Genomic DNA, 19,565 nt, shown 5'->3' on the forward strand with positions numbered 1-19,565 from the left:
TCATGGCACGCGAGTTCCGCCTGCTGCCGCGCCGCCCGGCGCTGGCGGGGCTGGTGATCGTGCTGCCGCTGATCATGCTGCTGGTCTTGGGCGGGATCTTTCGCGCGGGGATTCCCACGGGCATGGCAGTGGCGGTGATCGACCTGGACCGGTCGGACCTGTCGCGGGCCGTCACGCGGATGCTGGACGCGGCGCCCGAACTGACCGTGACCCATCGCGCATCAGACCTGTCCGAGGCGCGCTCGCTGATCGTGTCCGGCGCGGTGCGCGGCGCGGTGCTGATGCCCCAGAACCTGGAACGCGACATCATCCGGGGCGATCGCCCCGAGATCGTCACCTTCTACGACAACCAGCACATGAGCGCCGGATCGCTGGTCGCCCGCGGCGCCCGCAACGCCATCGACACGACGCTGGCGGGCCTGCGCCTGTCGGTGCGCCAAGGCCAGGGCGAGGCCCCGGTGCAGGCCATGGTCGCCCTGCAGCCGATCCCGATGCAGGCCCATGCGCTGTTCAACCCGGCCTTCGACTATGTGCATTTCCTGCTGGCCGCGCTGATCCCCACGGTCCTGCAGATCATCGCCGCCGCCGCGACGGCCTATGCCGTGTCCCTGGATTTCGGGCCGGGGCGGCATCCGCGCGTGCTGATGCGCATGGCGGGCGGCATCCTGCCCGCGATGCTGGGCAAGATCCTGCCCTATACGGTCGTCTTCCTGCTGATCCTGGGCCTGTCGGACGTGGCGCTCTATGGCTGGCTGGCCGTGCCCTTGCGCGGGTCGCTGTGGCTGATGGCGCTTGGCGCGGTGCTGTTCGTGCTGGCGTCGCAGATGATCGGCGCGCTGGCCTTCGTGCTGTCGCGCGACATGGGCCGCGCGGCCAGCCTGATCGCCATCATCACCGCGCCGGCCTTCGGCTTCATGGGGCTGGGTTTCCCGCGCGAGGCGATGTCCACCCTGGCCCAAGCCTGGGGCGCGGCCATTCCCGGCACCTGGTATGTGCAGCTGCGCATCGACCAGTCGCTGCGCGCGACGCCCTTGGACATATCCGCCATGTCGGTCCTGTGGCTGGCGGTGATCGCGGGCGTGCTGGCCACGCTGATCCTGGCGCAGCTGTCGCGCCTGGCCCGGCAGGAGGTCGCGTCATGACCGCGCTGGCCACCGCCTTCCGCGCCGAGCTGGCCGCCGTGCTGGGCGACCGGCAGGTGCGGATGATCGTCCTGCTGGCGCTGGTCATCTATGCGCTGATCTATCCGCTGCCCTATCGGGCCGAGCTGCTGCGCGACGTGCCGGTGGTGCTGGTCGATCAGGACGGATCGACCGCCTCGGCCGATCTGGCGCGGCGCGTGGACGCGTCCGAGGCCGTGGCCCTGACCCACCATGCCCCCGATATGGCCGAGGCCACGCGGCTGGTCCATGAACGCCGCGCCTATGGCGTCATGCTGATCCCCGACGGGTTCGAACGCGCCCTGCTGCGCGGCGATCAAAGCCCCGTCGCGCTTTACGCCGATGCCAGCTATTTCCTGATGTATCAGCGCGTGATGCAGGGCGCCGCCGTGCCGCTGCGGCAGATGGGCGCCGAGGTCGAGGCCGGGCGCCTGATGGCCCAAGGCACGCCCCGCGCCGTGGCCACCGCCCAGGTCAGCCCCGCGAACCAGATCGAGGTGCCGCTGTTCAACCCCGCGGCGGGCTACGCGACCTATGTGCTGCCCGCGGCCTTCGTGCTGATCCTGCAGCAGACGATGATGATGGGGCTGGCCTTGGCCGCGACGCGCAGGGGGCCGCTGCCCGGCCACCCGGTCTGGCGGCTGCTGGGCCGGGCGGGGGCGTGGCTGGCCATCTGGGCGGGGCTGCTGCCGGTCTATCTGATCGTGTTGCCGGTGATCTACGGGCTGCCGATCCTGGGCGGGCCGGGGGCCTTGATGATGCTGGGCCTGCCCTTCCTGCTGGCGGCCGGGTTTCTGGCGCAGCTGGTCGCGGCGCTGTTCCGGCGGGGCGAGGTCGTGCAGGTCGTGCTGCTGGCGCTCGGGATGCCGTTCTTCTTCCTGTCGGGCTTTGCGTGGCCGGTCGAGGCGATCCCGGCCCATCTGAACGCGCTGGCGCAGCTGATCCCGTCGACGGCGGCGATCGACGGGCTGGTGCGGGTCACGCAGATGGGCGCGACCCTGCCCGAGATCGCGCCCATCCTGTGGCATCTGTGGGCCTTGGCCGCGGGGCTGGGCCTCGTGGTGCTGGCGGTCGAGACGCTCAGCCCGTCACGGCCAGCAGCGCCAGATAGAGGACCGACGGCCCCATCAGACAGCCCAGCCCGGTGAAGAAGGTGGCCGTCATCGCGCCGTAAGGCACCAGCCGCTTGTCGGTCGCGGCCAGCCCCCCGGCCACGCCGCTGGTCGTGCCCATCAGCCCACCATAGGCCATGGCCGATTTCGGGTTGTTCAGCCCGATCAGCGGCGCGACCAGCGGCGTGCCGATCATCACCAGCACCGCCTTCAGCAGCCCCGCCGCGACCGACAGGGCGATGACCTCGGAACTGGCGCCCAAGGCGGTGCCGGTCACCGGGCCCACGATATAGGTCGCCGCACCCCCGCCGATCGTCGCCATGCTGACCGCATCGGTATAGCCGAAGGCCGCCGCGATCGCCGCGCCCACCGCGAATGACACCACGATCCCCAAGGCCAGCGCGCTGACCCCCGCCGCGCCGGCCTTGCGGATCTCGCGCATGTCGACGCCGTAAGCGGTCGAGACGATGGCCAGGTCGCGCAGCATCGCGCCCCCCATCAGCCCGATCCCGGTGAACAGCGGCACATCCGCCAGCCCGCGGCTGCCCCCGGTCATCATGCCGCCGATCCAGGCCAGGATCAGGCCGATGATGATGGCCACCGCCGACCCGTGCAGCCGACCCGCCGTCAAACGGTCGGACAGCTGATAGGACAGCCACATGACGCCGCCCACGAACAGGAAGGCAAAGACCAGGCCGTTGCGGGCCAGAACCTCGACGATCATCTCCATGGATCAGGCCTCCTGTGCGGTCAGGGGCGGCAGCGGTTCGTCCTGGCCGCCGATGCGGGCCACGACCGGGACCAGCGCCCAGCAGGCGACGGTGGCGCCGATGCCCACCATGATCGCCAAGGGGCCGCCCGCCAGCGCGGCGACCACGTTCTGCTGGGCGGCCATCGCGACCACGATGGGGATGTACATGGCCGACCAGAACAGCACCCCCTGTTCGGAAGCCTGCGGCAGGCGGCCCGTCCGGCGCAGCCAGTCGGTCAGCAGGATCAGGAGCAGCATGGCGAAGCCCACGCCCCCCACATTCGACTGGACGCCCAACAGGACCCCCAGCAGGTCGCCCAGGATGACGCCCGCAAGATGACAGGCGGCCAAGGCCGCCACTCCGTAGATGATCATGTTCCCCTCCCTCGGGATGATGACGGGCGGGCGCGGCCTCCTCCGCCGCGCGCCGGCCCGGTTCGTTACGCAGACTGCGTCGCGTAGAGATCCGCATGGATCCGGCGCAGTTCGGCCTTCTGCACCTTGCCCATCACGTTGCGCGGCAGGGCATCGGCCAGGATCACGCGCCGGGGCTGCTTGAAGCGGGCCAGCCCGCCCTCCAGCGCGGTGCGGATGGCGGCCTCGTCGATCGGGGCCTTGGGGACGACCACGGCGGTCACCGCCTCGCCCAGATCGGGATGCGGCAGGCCGATCACGGCGCTTTCCAGCACGTCCGGCAGGGCGTCGATCGCCTCCTCGACCTCCTTGGGATAGACGTTGTAGCCGCCCGAGATGACCAGATCCTTGTCCCGCCCGACGATGCGCAGATAGCCGTCATCGCCGATTACCCCCAGATCGCCGGTGATGAAATAGCCGTCCTCGCGGAATTCCGCCGCGGTCTTTTCCGGCATATTCCAGTAGCCCTCGAAGACATTGGGGCCCTTGACCTCGATCAGGCCGATCTGGCCATCGGGCAGGGGGGCGCCGGTCTCGCGGTCGGTGATGCGGATGGCGATGCCGGGCAGGGCCATGCCCACCGCGCCGGGGATGCGGTCGCCCTGATAGGGGTTCGACGCGATCATGCAGGTTTCCGTCATGCCATAGCGTTCCAGGATCGCGTGGCCCGTGGCCCCTGTGAAGGCGCGGTGATCCTCGGCCAGGAGCGGCGCCGAGCCGGAGACGAACAGCCGCATATGCGCCGTCGCATCCCGGTCCAGCCGCGGCGATTTCAGCAGGCGGGTATAGAAGGTCGGCACGCCCATCAGCACGGTCGCGCGGTCCATCAGGTCGATCGCCTGTTCGGCATCGAATTTGGTCAGCCAGACCATCGTCGCGCCCGCGACCAGCGCCATGTTGGCCGCGACGAAGAGGCCATGCGTGTGAAAGATCGGCAGCGCATGGATCAGCCGGTCATCGGCGGTGAAGCGCCATTCCGCCAGCAGCGCCTCGGTGTTGGACGCCAGGTTGCGATGGGTCAGCACCGCCCCCTTGGACCGCCCCGTCGTCCCCGAGGTATAGAGGATCGCCGCCCGGTCGTCCGGCCCGGCCGGGTGCCGGTCCTCGCGCGGGGTGGCCGCCGCGGCGCGGTCCATCAGGCTGCCCCGACCATCCGCGCCCAAGGTCTCGACAGCCAGCGTCCGGCCCGCGCGATGGGCATGACCGTCCGCCTGACCCGGATCGCAGACGAAGAGGCGCGGCGCGGCATCGCCGATGAAATAGTCGATCTCGGGGCCGGTATACGCGGTGTTCAGCGGCAGAAAGATCGCCCCCACCTGCAATGTCGCCAAATAGAGCGCGACGGCCTCGGGCGATTTTTCAACCTGGGCGGCCACGCGGTCGCCGGGGGTCACGCCGATGGCGGTCAGCGCGCCGGCCAGCGCCTCGACCGTCTCGCGCATCTGGGCAAAGCTGATGGCAGGCTGGCCCGGGCGTTCGAAGAGGGGCTTGCCCTGCATCACCTCGGCCGTCTGGATGAATTGTTCGTGGATGGTCTGCATCATCGGTCCTCCCTTACCGTGCCCGCGCCTCGGCCAGCTGCGGCCCATGGGCCACCGTGCCGTCGCGGATGAATGCCTCGTGCCGGGCCTCGATGGCGTCCAGCTCGTAGAGATAGTTGATCATCAGCCCATGCGCGCCGCGCAGCCCCGAGGGCGCCAGGTCCGCGGGCCAGTTCAGCCGATGCGCGCTGGCCCCGTTGCCCAGATGGAACCGCGCCACCGGATCGGCGGGCTGATCGCCCCGCGCCTTGGCATTCAAGATATAGCGTGCGGCCACGGCCTCGACCTCGGGGCGCAGGCTCTCGACCAGGCCGGGATCGGCCTGCCAGTCGCCGCGGGACAGCGCCCCGGCCAGGGCCGTCATGCGCGGATCGTCCTGCGCGCCCAGCCAGCGGGCGAATCCCGGCACCGGCGACAGGGTCACGAAGCAGCGCAGCTGGGGCAGTTCGGCCGACAGCACGGCCACGACCTGCTTGATCAGGAAATTCCCGAAGCTGACGCCCTTAAGGCCCGCCAGGCTGTTGTTGATGGAATAGAAGACCGCCGTATCCGCGGGCGCCGGGTCGCGGTCATGCGGCGCGGTCAGGATGGGCGCGATCGCATCGGGGATGCCGCGGGTCAGCGCGACCTCGACGAAGATCAGCGGCTCGTCCCCCGTGGCGGGGTGAAAGAAGGCATAGAGCCTGCGATCCCCGTCCGCCAGACGACGCTTCAGATCGTCCCAGCCCGCCATGCGATGCACCGATTCATAGGCCATCAGCTTTTCCAGCACCGCCGCCGGGCTGTTCCAGTCGATCCGGCGCATGGTCAGAAACCCCCGGTTGAACCAGGAGGCGAAGAGATGCGCGAAATCCTCGTCGATGGGGGCCAAGGCGGGGTCCTGGCGGATCGCCTCCAGCAGATGCTCGCGCATGCGGACCAGGCGGAGGGTCGCGCCGGGGGCCAGGTTCAGGCGCCGCAGCAGGGTCTGGCGGCGCGGCTCGACCGCGCCGAACAGGCGCGCCACCCCCGCCGCATCGGGCGCCGCGTCCCAGGCGGCATAAGCTTGGCGGATGCGGTCAGCATCCACGCCATAGGCGTCGCGCAGGGTGCGGAAGAATTCCAGCCGGTCGCCATCCTCCAGATCGCCATAGGCCGACAGCGCCTGATCGGCCACCGCGACCCGCGCCGCATCCCCGATCCGCCCCATCAGCACCGCGCAGGCCACGGTCGCGCGCTCCAGCGGCGGGCGGGCCAGGGCCGTGCGGGTCGCATCCTCGTCCCCCCGCTTGCGGCGGGTCAGGGCCTCGACGAAATCGGCCAGAAAGGTCAGTCGCTGTTTCACCATGATCCATCCTCCCCCGGCATGATATACACGTCCGGGGTCTTGTTGTATACAACAAACCGGGTGATGGACATTCCGTCCCCGCTGCGCTGGAATCGGGGCGATCACGAAAGACCCGACCATGACCCGCCCCACCACCCACCGCATCCGCGTCGATCTGGAAAACGCCATCGTCGACGGCCGCTATCAGCCCGGCGACCGCATCGACCCCGAGGCGATCGCCGCAGGATACGGCTGTTCGCGCACCCCCGTGCGCGAGGCCCTGCAGGCGCTGGAGGCATCGGGCCTGGTCGTCGTGCAGCCCAAGCGCGGCAGCTTCGTCGCGCGTCTGGACGTGCGCCAGCTGATGGAGCGGTTCGAGCTGATGGCCGAGCTGGAGGCCTTCTGCGCGGCGCTGGCCTGCCGCCGCGCCACGGCCGAGGATCTGGACCGCATCGCCGCATCCAACGCCGCCTGCGCGCGCGCCGCCGATCGCGACGACGCCGAGGGTTACTACACCGAGAACACCGTCTTTCATCAGGCGATCTATGCGGCATCGGGCAATGGTTTCCTGCGCGCCCAGGCCACGCGCCTGCAGGCGGTGCTGCAGCCCTATCGCCGCCGCCAGCTGCAGGCGCGGGGGCGCATCCGCCGGTCGCTGGACGAACATCGCCGCATCGAACAGGCGATCCGCCAGGGCGACGCGGATCTGGCGCGTCGGCTGATGACCGACCATGTTCTGGTCCAAGGGGAACGCTTCCGCGATCTGGCCGCGATGGTGGCGCCCTGAGGCGTGGAACCGAATGCCCATTTCCGGGGTTGACAATCCAGACGCCGCAAGGGCGTAGCGCAACACAGGAGATACCGCCATGGGCGAGATGACCGACAAGCTGAAGGCAGCAGGCAACAAGACGGCCGGCAGCGTAAAGGACGGTATCGGCAGCATGACCGGCAACACCAAGCTGCAGGCCGAGGGCAAGGCCCAGAAGGCCAAGGGCGAGGTCCAGTCGGCCACCGGCACCGTCAAGGGCAAGCTGGGCGACGATATCTGATCGCGCCCCCGGTTCGTAACGAACCCTCCGCGCCGCCATGGTCCCCGGACCATGGCGGCTTTTTTAGGCCTGCGCGTCGCGAACGACCGGTTGCGATGACAGTGCGATCACCCGGACAAACGGAACGGACCCGCGAAAAAAACGGTGCTGCAGCCGCTGCTCTGCCGCAGCAGCCTCGGTGCCGACTATTCGCCGTCGCGCAGGTCGGTGGGCAGCAGGGCCGTGGGGATGTTTTGGAAGCAGACCGGCCGCAGGAATCGGCGGATGGCCAGCGTCCCCACGCTGGTCGCCCCGAAATTGGTGCTGGCGGGATAGGGGCCGCCATGGACCATCGCATCCGCCACCTCGACCCCGGTGGGCCAGCCATTGGCCAGGATCCGCCCGGCCTTGCGTTCCAGGACCGGCATCAGCCGCGCTGCCAGATCGTGATCGGCATCGTCCAGATGCAGCGTCACGGTCAGCTGCCCCGCCAGCCCCTGCGCCAGCGCCTGCATCTGGGCGTCGTCGCGGACGGTGACGACCAGGCCCAGGGGGCCGAAGACCTCCTCGGACAGGTCATGATCGGACAGGAAGCGGTCGGCATCGGTGCGATAGAGGCCGGGCCAGGCCTGCCGCCCCTCGGCCCGGGCGGGGGTCAGGGCCTCGGTTGCGGCGGCGATCCGGGCGATGCCCTCGGCATAGGCGCCGGCGATCCCGTCGGCCAGCATCACCTGCGGCGCGGCATCGGCCAGGGCGGCGCGGGCGGCCGCCAGGAAGGGCTCCGCATGGTCGCGATGCAGGATGACAAGGCCGGGATTGGTGCAGAACTGGCCAGCGCCCATGGTCAGGCTGGCGGCCCAGGCCTGGCCCAAGGCGTCACCCCGTGCGGACAGCGCCGCGGGCAGCAGGAAGCAGGGGTTGATGCTGCCCAGCTCGCCGAAGAAGGGGATCGGTTCGGGGCGCGCCGCGCAGAGGTCATAAAGCGCGCGGCCCCCGCGCAGGCTGCCCGTGAAGCCCACGGCCCGGATCAGCGGGTGGCGGACCAGCGCCTGGCCGACCTCATGCGTGTCGCCATGGATGAAGCCGAAGACGCCCGCGGGCATGCCCGTGGCGCGGATGGCGGCATCGACGGCCTCGGCCACGATCTGGCCGGTGCCGGGATGGGCGGGATGGCCCTTGACCACGACCGGGCAGCCCGCGGCCAGCGCCGATGCCGTGTCCCCCCCGGCGGTCGAGAAGGCCAGCGGAAAGTTCGACGCGCCGAACACCGCGACCGGCCCGATGGGGCGCTGGATCGCGCGCAGATCGGGGCGGGGCAGGGGCTGGCGGTCCGGCAGGGCCGGGTCGTGGCGGCGGTCCAGATAGCCGCCTTGGCGGATATGGTCGGCAAACAGCCGCAGCTGGCCGGTGGTGCGGCCGCGTTCACCCTGGAGCCTGGCCTCGGGCAGGCCGGTCTCGGCCGTGCCGATGGCGGTGATCGCCTCGGCCCGCGCCTCGATCTGATCGGCGATGGCGTCCAGGAAATCGGCCCGCGCGGCGCGCGAGGTGGCGGCATAGGCGGCAAAGGCATCCTCGGCCGCGCGGGCGGCGCGGTCCACCAGATCGGCGCTGCCCGAGGCATAGTCGCGCGCCGCGCCCGTGGCGGGGGCCGATCGGAACCGCCCCGGCCCGTCCAGCCATTCCCCCGCGATCAGATGTCCAGTCTGCGTCATCATCCAGCCTTTCAGAAATCGAAGGACGCGACGGTCGCCCGCCGGCCCAAGGTGAAGGCATCCGCGACCAGCACCATCGGCGCCAGATCGACATCGGATGCCCCGCGCGCGACCAGATCGGCCATGCGCGCATAGAGCGCGGGATATTCCCCCGCGATGCCGCCCCGACCCTGCACGGGCCGGTCGTCGATTTCCAGCAGGTTGCCCCCCTGGCTCAGGGCCAGCCGGCCGCCATCGGTTTCCAGCGCGATGTCCCAGGTCTGCGGACCCTGCTGGCGAAAATCCAGATCGGCGGTGATGCCCCCGGCGAAGTCCAGCCGGGCGGCGATGGGGGCCTGGCGGTTGGCGGGGATGTCCAGCTCTGCCGCCGTCAGGCGCGCGGGGGTGGGCAGGATATGGGTCAGGATCGACAGGGCGTTGATGCCGGGGTCGAAGACGCCCATGCCCCCGGCCTCGAAGATCCAGTCCTGGCCGGGATGCCAGTGGCGCACATCCTCGCGCCAGGTGATCCGGCCGCCGGTGACGCGCCGCCCGGCCAGCCAGTCGCGCGCGGCGGCCACGCCCAGGGCCATGCGCGAATGCCAGGTGGCAAAGATCGTCACCCCGGCATCCGCCGCCATGGCCTGCAGGGCGTGGACCTCGGCCAAGGTCGCGCCGGGGGGCTTTTCCAGCATCAGGTGCCGGCCCGCCCGCAGGACCGCCTGCGCCGCGTCGAATCGCGGCACCGGCGGCAGGCACAGGCTGACGGCGCCGATATCGGGATGGGCCGCCAGCATCGCGTCGATATCGGCGAAGGCGGGCACGCCCTCGACCCGGCCATGGCGCGACAGGGTGGCGGCCAAGGTCCAGTCGGGGCTGGCGGCCAAGGCGGGGACATGCTGGTCCAGGGCGATCTTGCCGATGCCCGCAAGCGCGATCTTCATCAATGGCTGTCCCTTCCCACCGCATTGCCGCGACACCCGCGCAGGAAATCCATGTCCGCCCCGGTATCGGCGCCCATCACATGCTGCTGGTGCAGCCAGGCATAGCCGCTGGCGGGCTGGTCGGGCAGGGGGGTCCAGGCGGCCAGCCGGGCGGCCAGCTCGGCCTCGGGGATGTCCAGATGCAGGCGGCGGTTCGGCACGTCCAGATCGATCATGTCGCCGTCGCGCACCACGGCCAGGGGGCCGCCCGCCGCGGCCTCGGGGCTGGTATGCAGGATCACCGTGCCATAGGCTGTGCCCGACATGCGCGCGTCGCTGATGCGCACCATGTCGGTGATGCCGCGGCGCAGGACCTTGGGCGGCAGGCCCATATTGCCCACCTCGGCCATGCCGGGATAGCCGCGCGGGCCGCAATTCTTCAGAACCATCACGCAGGTCTCGTCGATGTTCAGATCCTCGTCGATGATGCGGGCCTTGTAATGGTCGATATCCTCGAAGACGACGGCCCGGCCGCGATGGACCAGCAGATGCGGGCTGGCGGCGGATGGTTTCAGCACCGCCCCCGCAGGCGCCAGGTTGCCGCGCAGCACCGCTATGCCGCCTTGGGGCGTCAGGGGGTTCGTCGCGGGGCGGATGACGTCCTCGTTATGGTTCACGACGCCTTTGACCTCGTCCCAGATGGTCTGGCCGCTGACGGTCAGGGCATCGCGATGCAGCAGGCCCGCCTCGGCCAGGTGCCTGATGACGACGGGCAGGCCGCCGGCATAGAAGAACTCCTCCATCAGATATTGCCCCGAGGGCATCAGGTTCACGATGGTCGCCACGTCGCGCCCGCAGCGGTCCCAATCGTCCAAGGTCAGATCGACGCCCGCGCGCCCGGCCATGGCCAGCATGTGCACGACCGCATTGGTGGACCCGCCGATGGCGCCGTTCACGCGGATGGCGTTCTCGAAGGCCTGCCTGGTCATGATGTCGGATGGTTTCAGGTCGTCCTTGACCATCTGCACGATCCGCCTGCCCGACATCTGGGCCATGACCCGGCGGCGCGAGTCCACCGCGGGGATCGCGGCATTGCCGGACAGCGCCATGCCAAGCGCCTCGGCCATCGAGGCCATGGTGCTGGCCGTGCCCATCGTGTTGCAGGTCCCCGAGGATCGCGACATCGCGGCCTCGGCTTCCAGAAATTCGTCCTGTGTCATGGTGCCGGCCTTGACGGCTTCGGAGAATTTCCACAGATGCGTGCCCGATCCGATGCGTTCGCCCCGGAACCAGCCGTTCAGCATCGGCCCGCCCGTCACCACGATCGAGGGGATGTCGCAGCTGGCCGCCGCCATCATCAGGCTGGGCGTGGTCTTGTCGCAGCCGACCATCAGCACCGCGCCGTCCATCGGCTGGCCGCGGATCGTCTCCTCGATGGCCAGCGCCGCCAGGTTGCGGAACATCATCGCGCTTGGGCGGAAGGTGTTCTCGCTGGCCGAAAAGACCGGCACCTCGACGGGAAAGCCGCCGGCCTCCCACACGCCGGCCTTCACCTTTTCGGCCAGTTCGCGCAGATGGCCGTTGCAGGGGGTCAGGTCGGACCAGGTGTTCAGGATGCCGATGATCGGCCGGCCGTCGAACAGGTCATGCGGATAGCCCTGATTCTTCAGCCAGCCGCGGTGATAGATTGTGTCGCGTGAGGTGCCGCCATACCATTCCTGCGACCGCAGGCGGCGGGGCCAAGGGGCGGGGGTGAAGCTCATGCTTTGGGTCCTCACAGGGCGGCGACGGCGATGGCGGTCTGGCCGTCATCCAGCCGTGTCAGCGGGTTTTCCAGCGGCAGGCCCAGATCGGGACAGTCGATGCGGAACCGGTCGCCCGGCTGCGTGCGGATGCCGTCGGCGAAGGACAGGGTCGCGGTGCCGAAGAAATGCACATGCACGTCGCCGGGCTGGCGGTGCAGGTCATATTTGAAATGGTGATGTTCCAGGTTGGCCAGGCTGTGGGTCATGTTCGCCTCGCCCGACAGGAAGGGCTTTTCCCACAGGGTGCGGCCGTCGCGGATCAGGCGGCTGGTGCCTTGGACATGATCGGGCAGGGGGCCCACCCGCATCTCGGGGCCGAAGCTGGCGGGGCGCAGCTTGGAATGGGCCAGCCACAGGTAATTGCCGCGCTCGGTCACATGGTCCGAGAATTCATTGGCCAAGGCAAAGCCCAAGCGCACCGGCCGCCCGTCGGGCGCGATCAGATAGAGACCCGCGATCTCGGGTTCCTCGCCGCCGTCCAGGGCGAAGCCGGGCGATGCCAGGGGCGCGCCGGGGGGCACAGCGGCATGGCCGTTGCCCTTCCAGAACCATTCGGGCTGGGCGCCGATGCGCCCGGCCTCGGGCTTGCCGTCCTCCAGGCCCATGCGGAACATCCGCATGCTGTCGGTCATCTGCGCATCCGCGGTCTGGTGCATCGCGTCGCGGGTGGCGGCGCTGCCCAGATGGGTCAGGCCGGTGCCGGTCAGGTGCATATGGGCGGGGTCGGGATGATCGACCGGCACCAGCACGCGCCCGTCGCGCAGCGCCCCGGTCAGATCGACAGGCGCACCCTCGCCCCGCAGGGCGATCTGGGCGGCCAGGTCGCGGCCCGCGGCCAAGGCCTCCAGCGCCAGGTCGCGGATCGAGACGGCACCGGGCACCAGGCGGGCTTGGCCGTCCAGGCGCATCGCCACCGCCCGGGATCCGTCCAGCAGCATCAGTTGGGACAACAGCATCGTCACGCCTCGCGGTTCTTGTTGTAGACGTCGAAGAAGACGGCGGCCAACAGCACCAGGCCCTTGATCACCTGCTGGTAATCGATGCCGATGCCCATGATGGACATGCCGTTGTTCATCACCCCCATGATGAAGGCGCCGACCACCGCCCCCACGATGCGCCCCACGCCCCCCGACATCGAGGCGCCGCCGATGAAGACCGCGGCGATCACGTCCAGCTCGACCGCGAAGCCCGCGCGGGGGGTGGCGGTGTTCAGCCGCGCGGCGAAGATCAGCCCGGCCAGCGCCGCCAAGAGGCCCATGTTCACGAAGGTCAGGAAGGTCAGCCTTTCGGTGCGGATCCCCGACAGCTTGGCGGCCTTGGCATTGCCGCCCACCGCATAGATGCGCCGGCCCAGGGTCGTGCGCTCGGTCAGAAAGACATAAACCACCGTCAGCACCACCATCGAGACCAGCACATTGGGCAGCCCGCGGAACCAGGCCAGCTTCCAGGTCACGAAGAGCAGCGCGGCGGCGACGATGGCATTGCGCGCCAGGAACAGACCGAAGGGTTCGTCATCGATGCCGAAGCGGGCATTGCGCGCCCGCCCCCGCAGGCCCAGCAACAGGATCAGCGCCGTGGCCGTCACGCCCACCGCCATGGCCAGCGCATTGGGCCGCCCCACGCCCAGCAGGTCGGGCACGAAGCCCGTCGACAGGGCCTGGAATTCCTGCGGAAAGGGCCCGACCGACTGGCCCGACAGCAGCCACAGCGACAGCCCGCGAAAGACCAGCATCCCCGCCAAGGTGACGATGAAGGACGGGATCTTCCAATAGGCCACGAAGTAGCCCTGCACCGCGCCGATCGCCATGCCGGTCACGATGCAGATCGCCATGGCCAGCCAGACCGGCAGGCCGTGGGTCACGATCATCACCGCCGCCAGCGCGCCGATGAACCCCATGACCGAACCCACCGACAGATCGATATGCCCCGCCACGATCACCAGCAGCATCCCGAGCGCCATGATGATGATATAGCTGTTCTGCAGGAACAGGTTGGTGATGTTGACCGGGCGCAGCAGCACGCCCCCGGTCACGATCTGAAAGAAGGCCATGATCGCGATCAGCGCGAACAAGAGCCCGTATTCGCGGATATGCCGCGCGATATAGGCACCGATGCCGATGCGGTCGGCCTGTGCGGTGGTCTCGGTCCGGTCCATGCCGCGTTCCCCCTTATTCCCTGACGATCAGCGACATGATCGCTTCCTGGCTGGCCTCGTCCGCGGACAGTTCGCCCACGAAGCGGCCCTCGTTCATCACGTGGATCCGGTCGCACAGGCCCAACAGCTCGGGCATCTCGGACGAGATCAGGATGACCGCCTTGCCCGCGCGGCTCAGCTCGTTGATGATGGTGTAGATCTCGTATTTGGCGCCCACGTCGATGCCGCGGGTCGGTTCGTCCAGGATCAGCAGCTCGGGTTCGGTGAACAGCCATTTGGCCAGGACGACCTTCTGCTGGTTGCCGCCCGACAGGTTCACGACCTTCTGGAACACGGATGGCGTGCGGATGCGCAGGCTGCGGCGATAGCGTTCGGCGACCTCGGTCTCGCGCCGTTCGTCGACGATGCCATGGGCCGAGACGGCGGGCAGGTTCGCCAGGATGGTGTTGCGCCGGATCGTCTCGTCGAGGATCAGGCCCAGGGTCTTGCGGTCCTCGGTCACATAGGCCAGCCCGGCGGCGATGGCGCGGTCCACGGTGGACACGTCGACCACCTTGCCATGCATGCGCACCGTGCCCGATATGTCGCGCCCCCAGCTGCGGCCGAAGACGCTCATGGCCAGTTCGGTCCGACCCGCGCCCATCAGGCCCGCGATGCCCACAACCTCGCCCGCGCGGACCTGCATCGACAGATCGCGGATCGCGCGGCGGTCGCGCTGTTCGGGATGGCCCACGTTCCAGTCGCGCAGCTCGAACACCACCTCGCCCGCGCGGCGTTCGCGTTCGGGGTAGCGATGGGCCATGTCGCGGCCCACCATGTCGCGCACGATGCGGTCCTCGGTCAGGCCGGCGGCATCCAGCGTGCTGATGGTCGATCCGTCGCGGATCACCGTCACCCGGTCGGCCACGCGGCGGACCTCGTTCAGCTTGTGGCTGATGATGATGCTGGTCACGCCTTGGGATTTCAGCTCCAGCAGCAGGTCCAGCAGGGCCTGGCTGTCGCTTTCCGACAGGGCGGCGGTCGGTTCGTCCAGGATCAGCAGGCGGACGTTGCGCGACAGGGCCTTGGCGATCTCGACCAGCTGCTGCTGGCCGACGCCCAGGGTGTCGACCCGCGCGCCGGGCGGCTTGAGCAGCCCCACCTTGTCCAGAAGGGCGCGGGTCTGGCGGAAGGTGTCGGGCCAGTCGATCACCCCGCGCCGGGCGCGTTCATTGCCCAGAAAGATGTTCTCGGCGATGGTCAGCTGGGGGATCAGCGCCAGTTCCTGATGGATGATGATGCCCAGATCCTCGCTGTCGCGGATGGACCGGAACCGGGCGTCCCGGCCGTCGAAGACGATCCGCCCGTCATAGCTGCCATGGGGATAGACCCCCGACAGCACCTTCATCAGCGTCGATTTCCCCGCGCCGTTTTCCCCGCAGATGGCGTGGATGTCACCCTCGGCCACGGTCAGGCTGACATCGTCCAGGGCGCGGACGCCGGGAAAGGACTTGCCGATGCGCTGCATTTCCAGAATCGCGCCCATCGCGTCCCCTCTCCCGTCCCGGCGCCCGCGATCTCAGTTGATCTGGTCTTCGGTGTAATAGCCGCTGTCGATCAGCACCTCGCGCCAGTTCGACTGATCCACGCCCACCGGCTCCAGCAGGAACGAGGGGACGACCTTGACGCCGTTGTCATAGGTCTCGGTGTCGTTGATCTCGGGCTCGGTGCCCTGCAGCATCGCATCGACCATGCCGACGGTCACCCGGGCCAGTTCGCGCGTGTCCTTGAAGACGGTGGAATACTGTTCGCCCGCCAGGATCGACTTGACCGACTGGACCTCGGCATCCTGGCCGGTGACGATGGGCATGGTCTGGTCGCCCGATCCGTAGCCCACGCCCTTCAGCGACGACAGGATGCCGATGGACAGCCCGTCATAGGGCGACAGCACCCCATGCACCCGTTCCTGGGTGTAGTTCGCCGACAGCACGTTATCCATCCGCGCCTGCGCGGCCGCCCCGTCCCATCGCAGCGTGCCGACCGTCTCCATCCCCTGCTGGCCCGAGGGGATGGTGATGCGGCCGTCATCGATCAGCGGCTGCAGGACCGACATCGCCCCGTCATAGAAGAAATAGGCGTTGTTGTCGTCCGGGCTGCCGCCGAACAGCTCGACATGCCACGGCGACTGGTCGGGAAAGCGTTCCTCCAGCCCCCGGACCAGCGAATTGGCCTGTTCGACGCCCACGCTGAAATTGTCGAAGGTGGCGTAGTAATCCACATCTGGCGTGTCGCGGATCAGCCGGTCATAGGCGATCACGCGGATGTCGGATGCGGCGGCATTGGCCAGCGCGTTGGACAGGGTGGTGCCGTCGATCGCGGCAATGACCAGAACATCCACCCCTTGGGTGATCATGTTCTCGACCTGGGCCAGCTGGTTGGGGGTGTCGTCCTCGGCATATTGCAGGTTGGTCTGATAGCCGGCTTCCTGGAACTGGCGGACCATGTTGTTGCCGTCGTCGATCCAGCGGGCCGAGGACTGGGTCGGCATCGCGATGCCCACGGTCTGCGCGGCGGCCCCGAAGGCCAGCCATGACGTGCCGATCGCCAGAGCGACGGCTGCGGTTGTGATCTTCATGATATCCTCCCTGACGGACGGCCCCGGTGCCAAGGCCCTTGCGCGACCCGCTCCCCCGGTTTCGCAGCATGACCCTATCGCGGCGCGGTCATATCGGGAAAATGACATTCCAGACCATCTGCATACCGGAATCGTCATGTCGCACCCGCCCGCCCGATCCTTTCTGAAGCCCGCCCAGCTGCGCCTGCTGCTGGAGATCGCCGATGGCGGCCAGCTGGGCCGCGCCGCCGCCGCCTGCGCCATGACCCAGCCCGCCGCATCGCGCATGCTGGCCGAGATCGAGCGTCAGCTGGGCGCACCCCTGTTCCTGCGCCAGCCCAAGGGCATGACCCCGACCGAGATCGGCACGGGCGTGCTGCGCCGCGCCCGCATCATCCTGCGCGAGATGCATTCCATGGCCGATGACGTGCGCGCGCTGAACGGCGGGCGGGCAGGGGCCGTGCGGATCGGGGCGGTGACCGGGCCTGCGGTGGGCTATCTGACCCGCGCGATCCGGCGCATCAAGTCCGACACGCCCGGCGCCCAGATCACCGTCGAGGTGATGCCCTCACGCGATCTTCTGGACCAGCTGGTCGCAGGGCGGATGGATTTCGCGCTGGCCCGGATCCTGCCCGACCATGACAGCCGCGATTTCGAGATCCTGCCGATGCGCGACGAAAAGGTCAGCTTCTGCGTGCGCGCGGGCCATGCCTTGGCGGGCGTGCCGCGGGTGGGCCTGTCGGACCTGCATGACAGCGAATGGATCATGCAGAGCCGCGGCGCGCCTATCCGCGAGGCCACGCGCGAGGCCTTCGCCGCGGTCGGCCTGCCCGGGCCGGGCAACATCGTCGACAGCCCCTCGATCCTGTTCACCATCGCCTATCTGGCCCAGTCAGACGCCATCGCCGCCATTTCCGAGGAGGTCGCGCTGCTGCTGTCGCGCCCGCCCGTGGGCGCGGGCATCGCGCTGCTGCCCCACCCGCGCGAGATCCGGGTCGAGCCCTATTACCTGCTGAACCTGCGCCGCCGCCCGCTCTCGCGCCTGGCCCGCCGCATGCGCGAGGCGGTGATCGAGGAGGTCAGCCTGGCAACCGGCGATGTCGGGGGACTTGGAGCGGGTGAAGGGAATCGAACCCTCGTCGTAAGCTTGGGAAGCTTCTGCTCTACCATTGAGCTACACCCGCAGGCCGGATTTGCCTAGCGCAGCCCGGGCGGGCGGTCAAGGGGCGGATGCGGGGCCTCTGGCATCGGGCGCGGCTTTGGCCTAGGACGCGGCCAAGGGGACCCGCTGGAAGGACCAAGCCGCCATGTTCACCGTCTCGCTGATCGCATCGCCCGTCGCGGCGAACCTGGATGCGGACCTGGCCGGCGGGCTGGCGCGGCAATGGGGGGGCGATGCGCCGCGCTGGCTGGCCCCGGGGATCGCCGCGGAATTCGACATGATGACCGCCCCCGCCGATGCCGACCAGGTCTGGGCCGATCTGCAGACCATCGGCATCGACCTGGCCATCCAGCCCGCCGGGGGCCGGCGCAAGCGCATCCTGATCGCGGACATGGATTCCACCATGATCGGCCAGGAATGCATCGACGAGCTGGCCGACATGGCCGGCTTCGGCCCCCGCGTCGCCGCCATCACCGCCCGCGCCATGAACGGAGAGCTGGATTTCGACCAGGCGCTGACCGAGCGCGTGGCCCTGCTGCGGGACCTGCCCGAATCGGTGATCGGCCAGGTGCTGGCCGAACGCATCACCCTGGCCCCGGGCGGGCCGCAGCTGGTCGCGACGATGCGCGCGCATGGGGCCTATGCGGCGCTGGTCTCGGGCGGGTTCACCAGTTTCACCGAGGCCGTGGCCGGGATGCTGGGCTTTGACGAACACCGCGCCAATACCCTGGCCGCCCAGGACGGGCGGCTGACCGGGCACGTCGTCCTGCCGATCCTGGGGCGCGAGGCCAAGGTCGATGCCCTGACCCAGATCGCCGCCCGCTTGGGCACCACGCCGCAGAACGCCATCGCGGTGGGCGACGGGGCCAATGACCTGGGGATGATCCAGCTGGCCGGGGCGGGCGTCGCGCTGCATGCCAAGCCCGCGGTCGCGGCCCAGGCCCAGATCCGCATCAATCACGGCGACCTGACGGCGCTGCTCTATCTGCAGGGCTTCGCGCAGGACGATTTCGTGACCCCCGAGCTGTGACGCCCCCATCGGCCATTCCCGCGAAGGGGCGCCCGCCATGTTCGACCTGACGCTGGATCTGGTGATGCTGCTGATGCTGGCGGCCTTCGCCGCGGGCTTCGTCGATGCCATCGCCGGGGGCGGGGGGCTGATCACTCTGCCGGTGCTGATGCTGGCGGGGGTGCCGCCGGCCCAGGCCCTGGCCACGAACAAGGTCCAGGGGGTCTTTGGCGCGGGCACGGCGGCCATCAGCTATGCCGCGCGGGGGCTGGTCGATCTGCGCAGCCAGTGGCGGTCCGCCCTGGTCGCCGGGGCGGCGGGGGCCGGGGGGGCGCTGCTGGTCAGCGCGGTGCCGACCGAGGGGTTGCGCCTGATCCTGCCGGTGATCCTGATCGGCATCGCGCTGTTCTTCGCGCTGAAGCCCGGGCTGGACGATCTGGACCGCACGCGGCGGCTGACGCCCCTGGTCTTTGCGCTGACGGTGGTGCCCTTCATCGGGTTTTACGACGGACTGATGGGGCCGGGGGCGGGGGCCTTCTACATGATCGGCTTCGTCACCTTGGCGGGATACGGGGTGCTGAAGGCCACGGCGCATACCAAGCTGCTGAACTTCGCGTCGAACCTGGGCGGGCTGGGGGCCTTTGCGCTGGTCGGCCAGCCGCTGTGGATGCTGGGCGTGGCGATGGGGGCTGCGCAGATCGCGGGCGCCTGGCTGGGGGCGCGGCTGGCGTCGCGGGTGGGGGCGCGGCTGATCAAGCCCCTGCTGGTGGTCACATCGACCCTGCTGGCGGCGCGGTTGATCTGGCAGATGCTGTGACGGCTGCCGGCGCCCGCTCTGCCAAGGGGCGCCGGGCCGGGACAGGGGGCGGAACGGGGGGACATTCCGCAGCGCCATAAGACCATGCGGATGCGTCG

17 protein-coding genes, 1 tRNA gene and 1 pseudogene are annotated in these 19,565 nt (G+C 69.3%); 7 read left to right on the forward strand and 12 right to left on the reverse strand.

Annotated elements, in window-relative coordinates; translation table 11 throughout:
- Positions 1-2: 2 nt before the first annotated feature.
- Positions 3-1,142 carry an ABC transporter permease gene (locus JHW48_RS00870; protein ID WP_170152231.1) on the forward strand — a complete coding sequence of 380 codons (1,140 nt, stop codon included), beginning with the start codon at positions 3-5 and terminating at the stop codon, positions 1,140-1,142.
- Positions 1,139-2,308, forward strand: a complete 1,170-nt coding sequence (locus JHW48_RS00875; RefSeq protein WP_119885271.1) for an ABC transporter permease — start codon at positions 1,139-1,141, stop codon at positions 2,306-2,308. The genes JHW48_RS00870 and JHW48_RS00875 overlap by 4 nt, the downstream gene beginning before the upstream one ends.
- Here JHW48_RS00875 and madM read toward each other — a convergent pair.
- The 4 genes from madM to JHW48_RS00895 form a co-directional block, all read right to left on the reverse strand.
- A complete protein-coding gene (madM, locus tag JHW48_RS00880; protein ID WP_035746754.1) occupies positions 2,241-3,002 on the reverse strand; it encodes a malonate transporter subunit MadM in 762 nt (253 codons plus the stop codon). The genes JHW48_RS00875 and madM overlap by 68 nt on opposite strands.
- Positions 3,003-3,005: 3 nt before the next feature.
- A complete protein-coding gene (madL, locus tag JHW48_RS00885) occupies positions 3,006-3,398 on the reverse strand; it encodes a malonate transporter subunit MadL (protein ID WP_119885272.1) in 393 nt (130 codons plus the stop codon).
- 65 nt (positions 3,399-3,463) lie between these two features.
- The gene (locus tag JHW48_RS00890; RefSeq protein ID WP_272835685.1) at positions 3,464-4,981 is read right to left on the reverse strand and encodes a malonate--CoA ligase; all 1,518 of its coding nucleotides are present in this window, start codon (positions 4,979-4,981) and stop codon (positions 3,464-3,466) included.
- Positions 4,982-4,991: 10 nt separating this feature from the next.
- The gene (locus JHW48_RS00895) at positions 4,992-6,305 is read right to left on the reverse strand and encodes a malonyl-CoA decarboxylase (RefSeq protein WP_170152232.1); all 1,314 of its coding nucleotides are present in this window, start codon (positions 6,303-6,305) and stop codon (positions 4,992-4,994) included.
- Positions 6,306-6,423: 118 nt separating this feature from the next.
- Here JHW48_RS00895 and JHW48_RS00900 point away from each other — a divergent pair, with 118 nt between their 5' ends.
- Together JHW48_RS00900 and JHW48_RS00905 are read left to right on the forward strand one after the other, a co-directional pair.
- Positions 6,424-7,071, forward strand: a complete 648-nt coding sequence (locus JHW48_RS00900; protein ID WP_119885291.1) for a GntR family transcriptional regulator — start codon at positions 6,424-6,426, stop codon at positions 7,069-7,071.
- A gap of 79 nt (positions 7,072-7,150) precedes the next feature.
- A complete protein-coding gene (locus JHW48_RS00905; RefSeq protein WP_119885274.1) occupies positions 7,151-7,333 on the forward strand; it encodes a CsbD family protein in 183 nt (60 codons plus the stop codon).
- Between the two features lie 185 nt (positions 7,334-7,518).
- Here the strand turns inward: JHW48_RS00905 and JHW48_RS00910 are convergent, their stop codons facing one another.
- Genes JHW48_RS00910 through chvE form a run of 7 tightly spaced genes read right to left on the reverse strand, consistent with a single transcriptional unit; the run spans position 7,519 to position 16,500 of the window.
- Entirely contained in the window at positions 7,519-9,024 is a 1,506-nt protein-coding gene (locus JHW48_RS00910) for an aldehyde dehydrogenase (NADP(+)) (RefSeq protein WP_240637714.1), read from the reverse strand.
- 11 nt (positions 9,025-9,035) lie between these two features.
- Positions 9,036-9,947 carry a Gfo/Idh/MocA family protein gene (locus JHW48_RS00915; RefSeq protein WP_119885276.1) on the reverse strand — a complete coding sequence of 304 codons (912 nt, stop codon included), beginning with the start codon at positions 9,945-9,947 and terminating at the stop codon, positions 9,036-9,038.
- Positions 9,947-11,689 carry an L-arabinonate dehydratase gene (araD, locus tag JHW48_RS00920; protein WP_119885277.1) on the reverse strand — a complete coding sequence of 581 codons (1,743 nt, stop codon included), beginning with the start codon at positions 11,687-11,689 and terminating at the stop codon, positions 9,947-9,949. The genes JHW48_RS00915 and araD overlap by 1 nt, the downstream gene beginning before the upstream one ends.
- 11 nt (positions 11,690-11,700) lie before the next feature.
- Complete coding sequence (gene araD1, locus JHW48_RS00925) at positions 11,701-12,687, reverse strand: AraD1 family protein (RefSeq protein WP_119885278.1); 987 nt, start codon at positions 12,685-12,687, stop codon at positions 11,701-11,703.
- A gap of 2 nt (positions 12,688-12,689) precedes the next feature.
- Positions 12,690-13,886: a multiple monosaccharide ABC transporter permease gene (mmsB, locus tag JHW48_RS00930; protein ID WP_119885279.1), complete on the reverse strand. Its 1,197-nt coding sequence runs from the start codon at positions 13,884-13,886 to the stop codon at positions 12,690-12,692.
- A gap of 13 nt (positions 13,887-13,899) precedes the next feature.
- Positions 13,900-15,411, reverse strand: a complete 1,512-nt coding sequence (gene mmsA, locus JHW48_RS00935) for a multiple monosaccharide ABC transporter ATP-binding protein (RefSeq protein ID WP_119885280.1) — start codon at positions 15,409-15,411, stop codon at positions 13,900-13,902.
- 33 nt (positions 15,412-15,444) lie between these two features.
- Positions 15,445-16,500 carry a multiple monosaccharide ABC transporter substrate-binding protein gene (chvE, locus tag JHW48_RS00940; protein ID WP_119885281.1) on the reverse strand — a complete coding sequence of 352 codons (1,056 nt, stop codon included), beginning with the start codon at positions 16,498-16,500 and terminating at the stop codon, positions 15,445-15,447.
- A 136-nt stretch (positions 16,501-16,636) separates the two neighbouring features.
- Here chvE and JHW48_RS00945 point away from each other — a divergent pair.
- Positions 16,637-17,497: pseudogene (locus JHW48_RS00945) on the forward strand (LysR family transcriptional regulator); the annotation flags it as partial.
- A gap of 92 nt (positions 17,498-17,589) precedes the next feature.
- On the opposite strand, the gene JHW48_RS00950 reads toward JHW48_RS00945, so the two are convergent.
- Positions 17,590-17,663 (reverse strand) — tRNA-Gly (locus JHW48_RS00950).
- Positions 17,664-17,786: 123 nt separating this feature from the next.
- Here JHW48_RS00950 and serB point away from each other — a divergent pair.
- Both serB and JHW48_RS00960 read left to right on the forward strand, forming a co-directional pair.
- On the forward strand, positions 17,787-18,671 hold the full coding sequence (gene serB, locus JHW48_RS00955) for a phosphoserine phosphatase SerB (protein WP_119885282.1): 885 nt from the start codon (positions 17,787-17,789) through the stop codon (positions 18,669-18,671).
- A gap of 37 nt (positions 18,672-18,708) precedes the next feature.
- Positions 18,709-19,467, forward strand: a complete 759-nt coding sequence (locus JHW48_RS00960) for a TSUP family transporter (RefSeq protein WP_119885283.1) — start codon at positions 18,709-18,711, stop codon at positions 19,465-19,467.
- The last annotated feature ends 98 nt before the right edge of the window (positions 19,468-19,565 follow it).

Origin of the sequence: Paracoccus aestuarii, from assembly GCF_028553885.1 — a bacterium.
GTDB lineage: Bacteria > Pseudomonadota > Alphaproteobacteria > Rhodobacterales > Rhodobacteraceae > Paracoccus > Paracoccus aestuarii.

What these genes read in the sequence shown, in the direction of transcription:
- JHW48_RS00905 (WP_119885274.1), top strand. Translation starts at nt 7,151, where the DNA reads ATGGGCGAGATGACCGACAAGCTGAAGGCAGCAGGCAACAAGACGGCC.
- chvE (WP_119885281.1), bottom strand. Translation starts at nt 16,500, where the DNA reads ATGAAGATCACAACCGCAGCCGTCGCTCTGGCGATCGGCACGTCATGG.
- JHW48_RS00915 (WP_119885276.1), bottom strand. Translation starts at nt 9,947, where the DNA reads ATGAAGATCGCGCTTGCGGGCATCGGCAAGATCGCCCTGGACCAGCAT.
- JHW48_RS00910 (WP_240637714.1), bottom strand. Translation starts at nt 9,024, where the DNA reads ATGACGCAGACTGGACATCTGATCGCGGGGGAATGGCTGGACGGGCCG.
- mmsA (WP_119885280.1), bottom strand. Translation starts at nt 15,411, where the DNA reads ATGGGCGCGATTCTGGAAATGCAGCGCATCGGCAAGTCCTTTCCCGGC.
- serB (WP_119885282.1), top strand. Translation starts at nt 17,787, where the DNA reads ATGTTCACCGTCTCGCTGATCGCATCGCCCGTCGCGGCGAACCTGGAT.
- araD (WP_119885277.1), bottom strand. Translation starts at nt 11,689, where the DNA reads ATGAGCTTCACCCCCGCCCCTTGGCCCCGCCGCCTGCGGTCGCAGGAA.
- mmsB (WP_119885279.1), bottom strand. Translation starts at nt 13,886, where the DNA reads ATGGACCGGACCGAGACCACCGCACAGGCCGACCGCATCGGCATCGGT.
- JHW48_RS00900 (WP_119885291.1), top strand. Translation starts at nt 6,424, where the DNA reads ATGACCCGCCCCACCACCCACCGCATCCGCGTCGATCTGGAAAACGCC.
- JHW48_RS00960 (WP_119885283.1), top strand. Translation starts at nt 18,709, where the DNA reads ATGTTCGACCTGACGCTGGATCTGGTGATGCTGCTGATGCTGGCGGCC.
- madL (WP_119885272.1), bottom strand. Translation starts at nt 3,398, where the DNA reads ATGATCATCTACGGAGTGGCGGCCTTGGCCGCCTGTCATCTTGCGGGC.
- JHW48_RS00875 (WP_119885271.1), top strand. Translation starts at nt 1,139, where the DNA reads ATGACCGCGCTGGCCACCGCCTTCCGCGCCGAGCTGGCCGCCGTGCTG.
- JHW48_RS00895 (WP_170152232.1), bottom strand. Translation starts at nt 6,305, where the DNA reads ATGGTGAAACAGCGACTGACCTTTCTGGCCGATTTCGTCGAGGCCCTG.
- JHW48_RS00890 (WP_272835685.1), bottom strand. Translation starts at nt 4,981, where the DNA reads ATGATGCAGACCATCCACGAACAATTCATCCAGACGGCCGAGGTGATG.
- madM (WP_035746754.1), bottom strand. Translation starts at nt 3,002, where the DNA reads ATGGAGATGATCGTCGAGGTTCTGGCCCGCAACGGCCTGGTCTTTGCC.
- JHW48_RS00870 (WP_170152231.1), top strand. Translation starts at nt 3, where the DNA reads ATGGCACGCGAGTTCCGCCTGCTGCCGCGCCGCCCGGCGCTGGCGGGG.
- araD1 (WP_119885278.1), bottom strand. Translation starts at nt 12,687, where the DNA reads ATGCTGTTGTCCCAACTGATGCTGCTGGACGGATCCCGGGCGGTGGCG.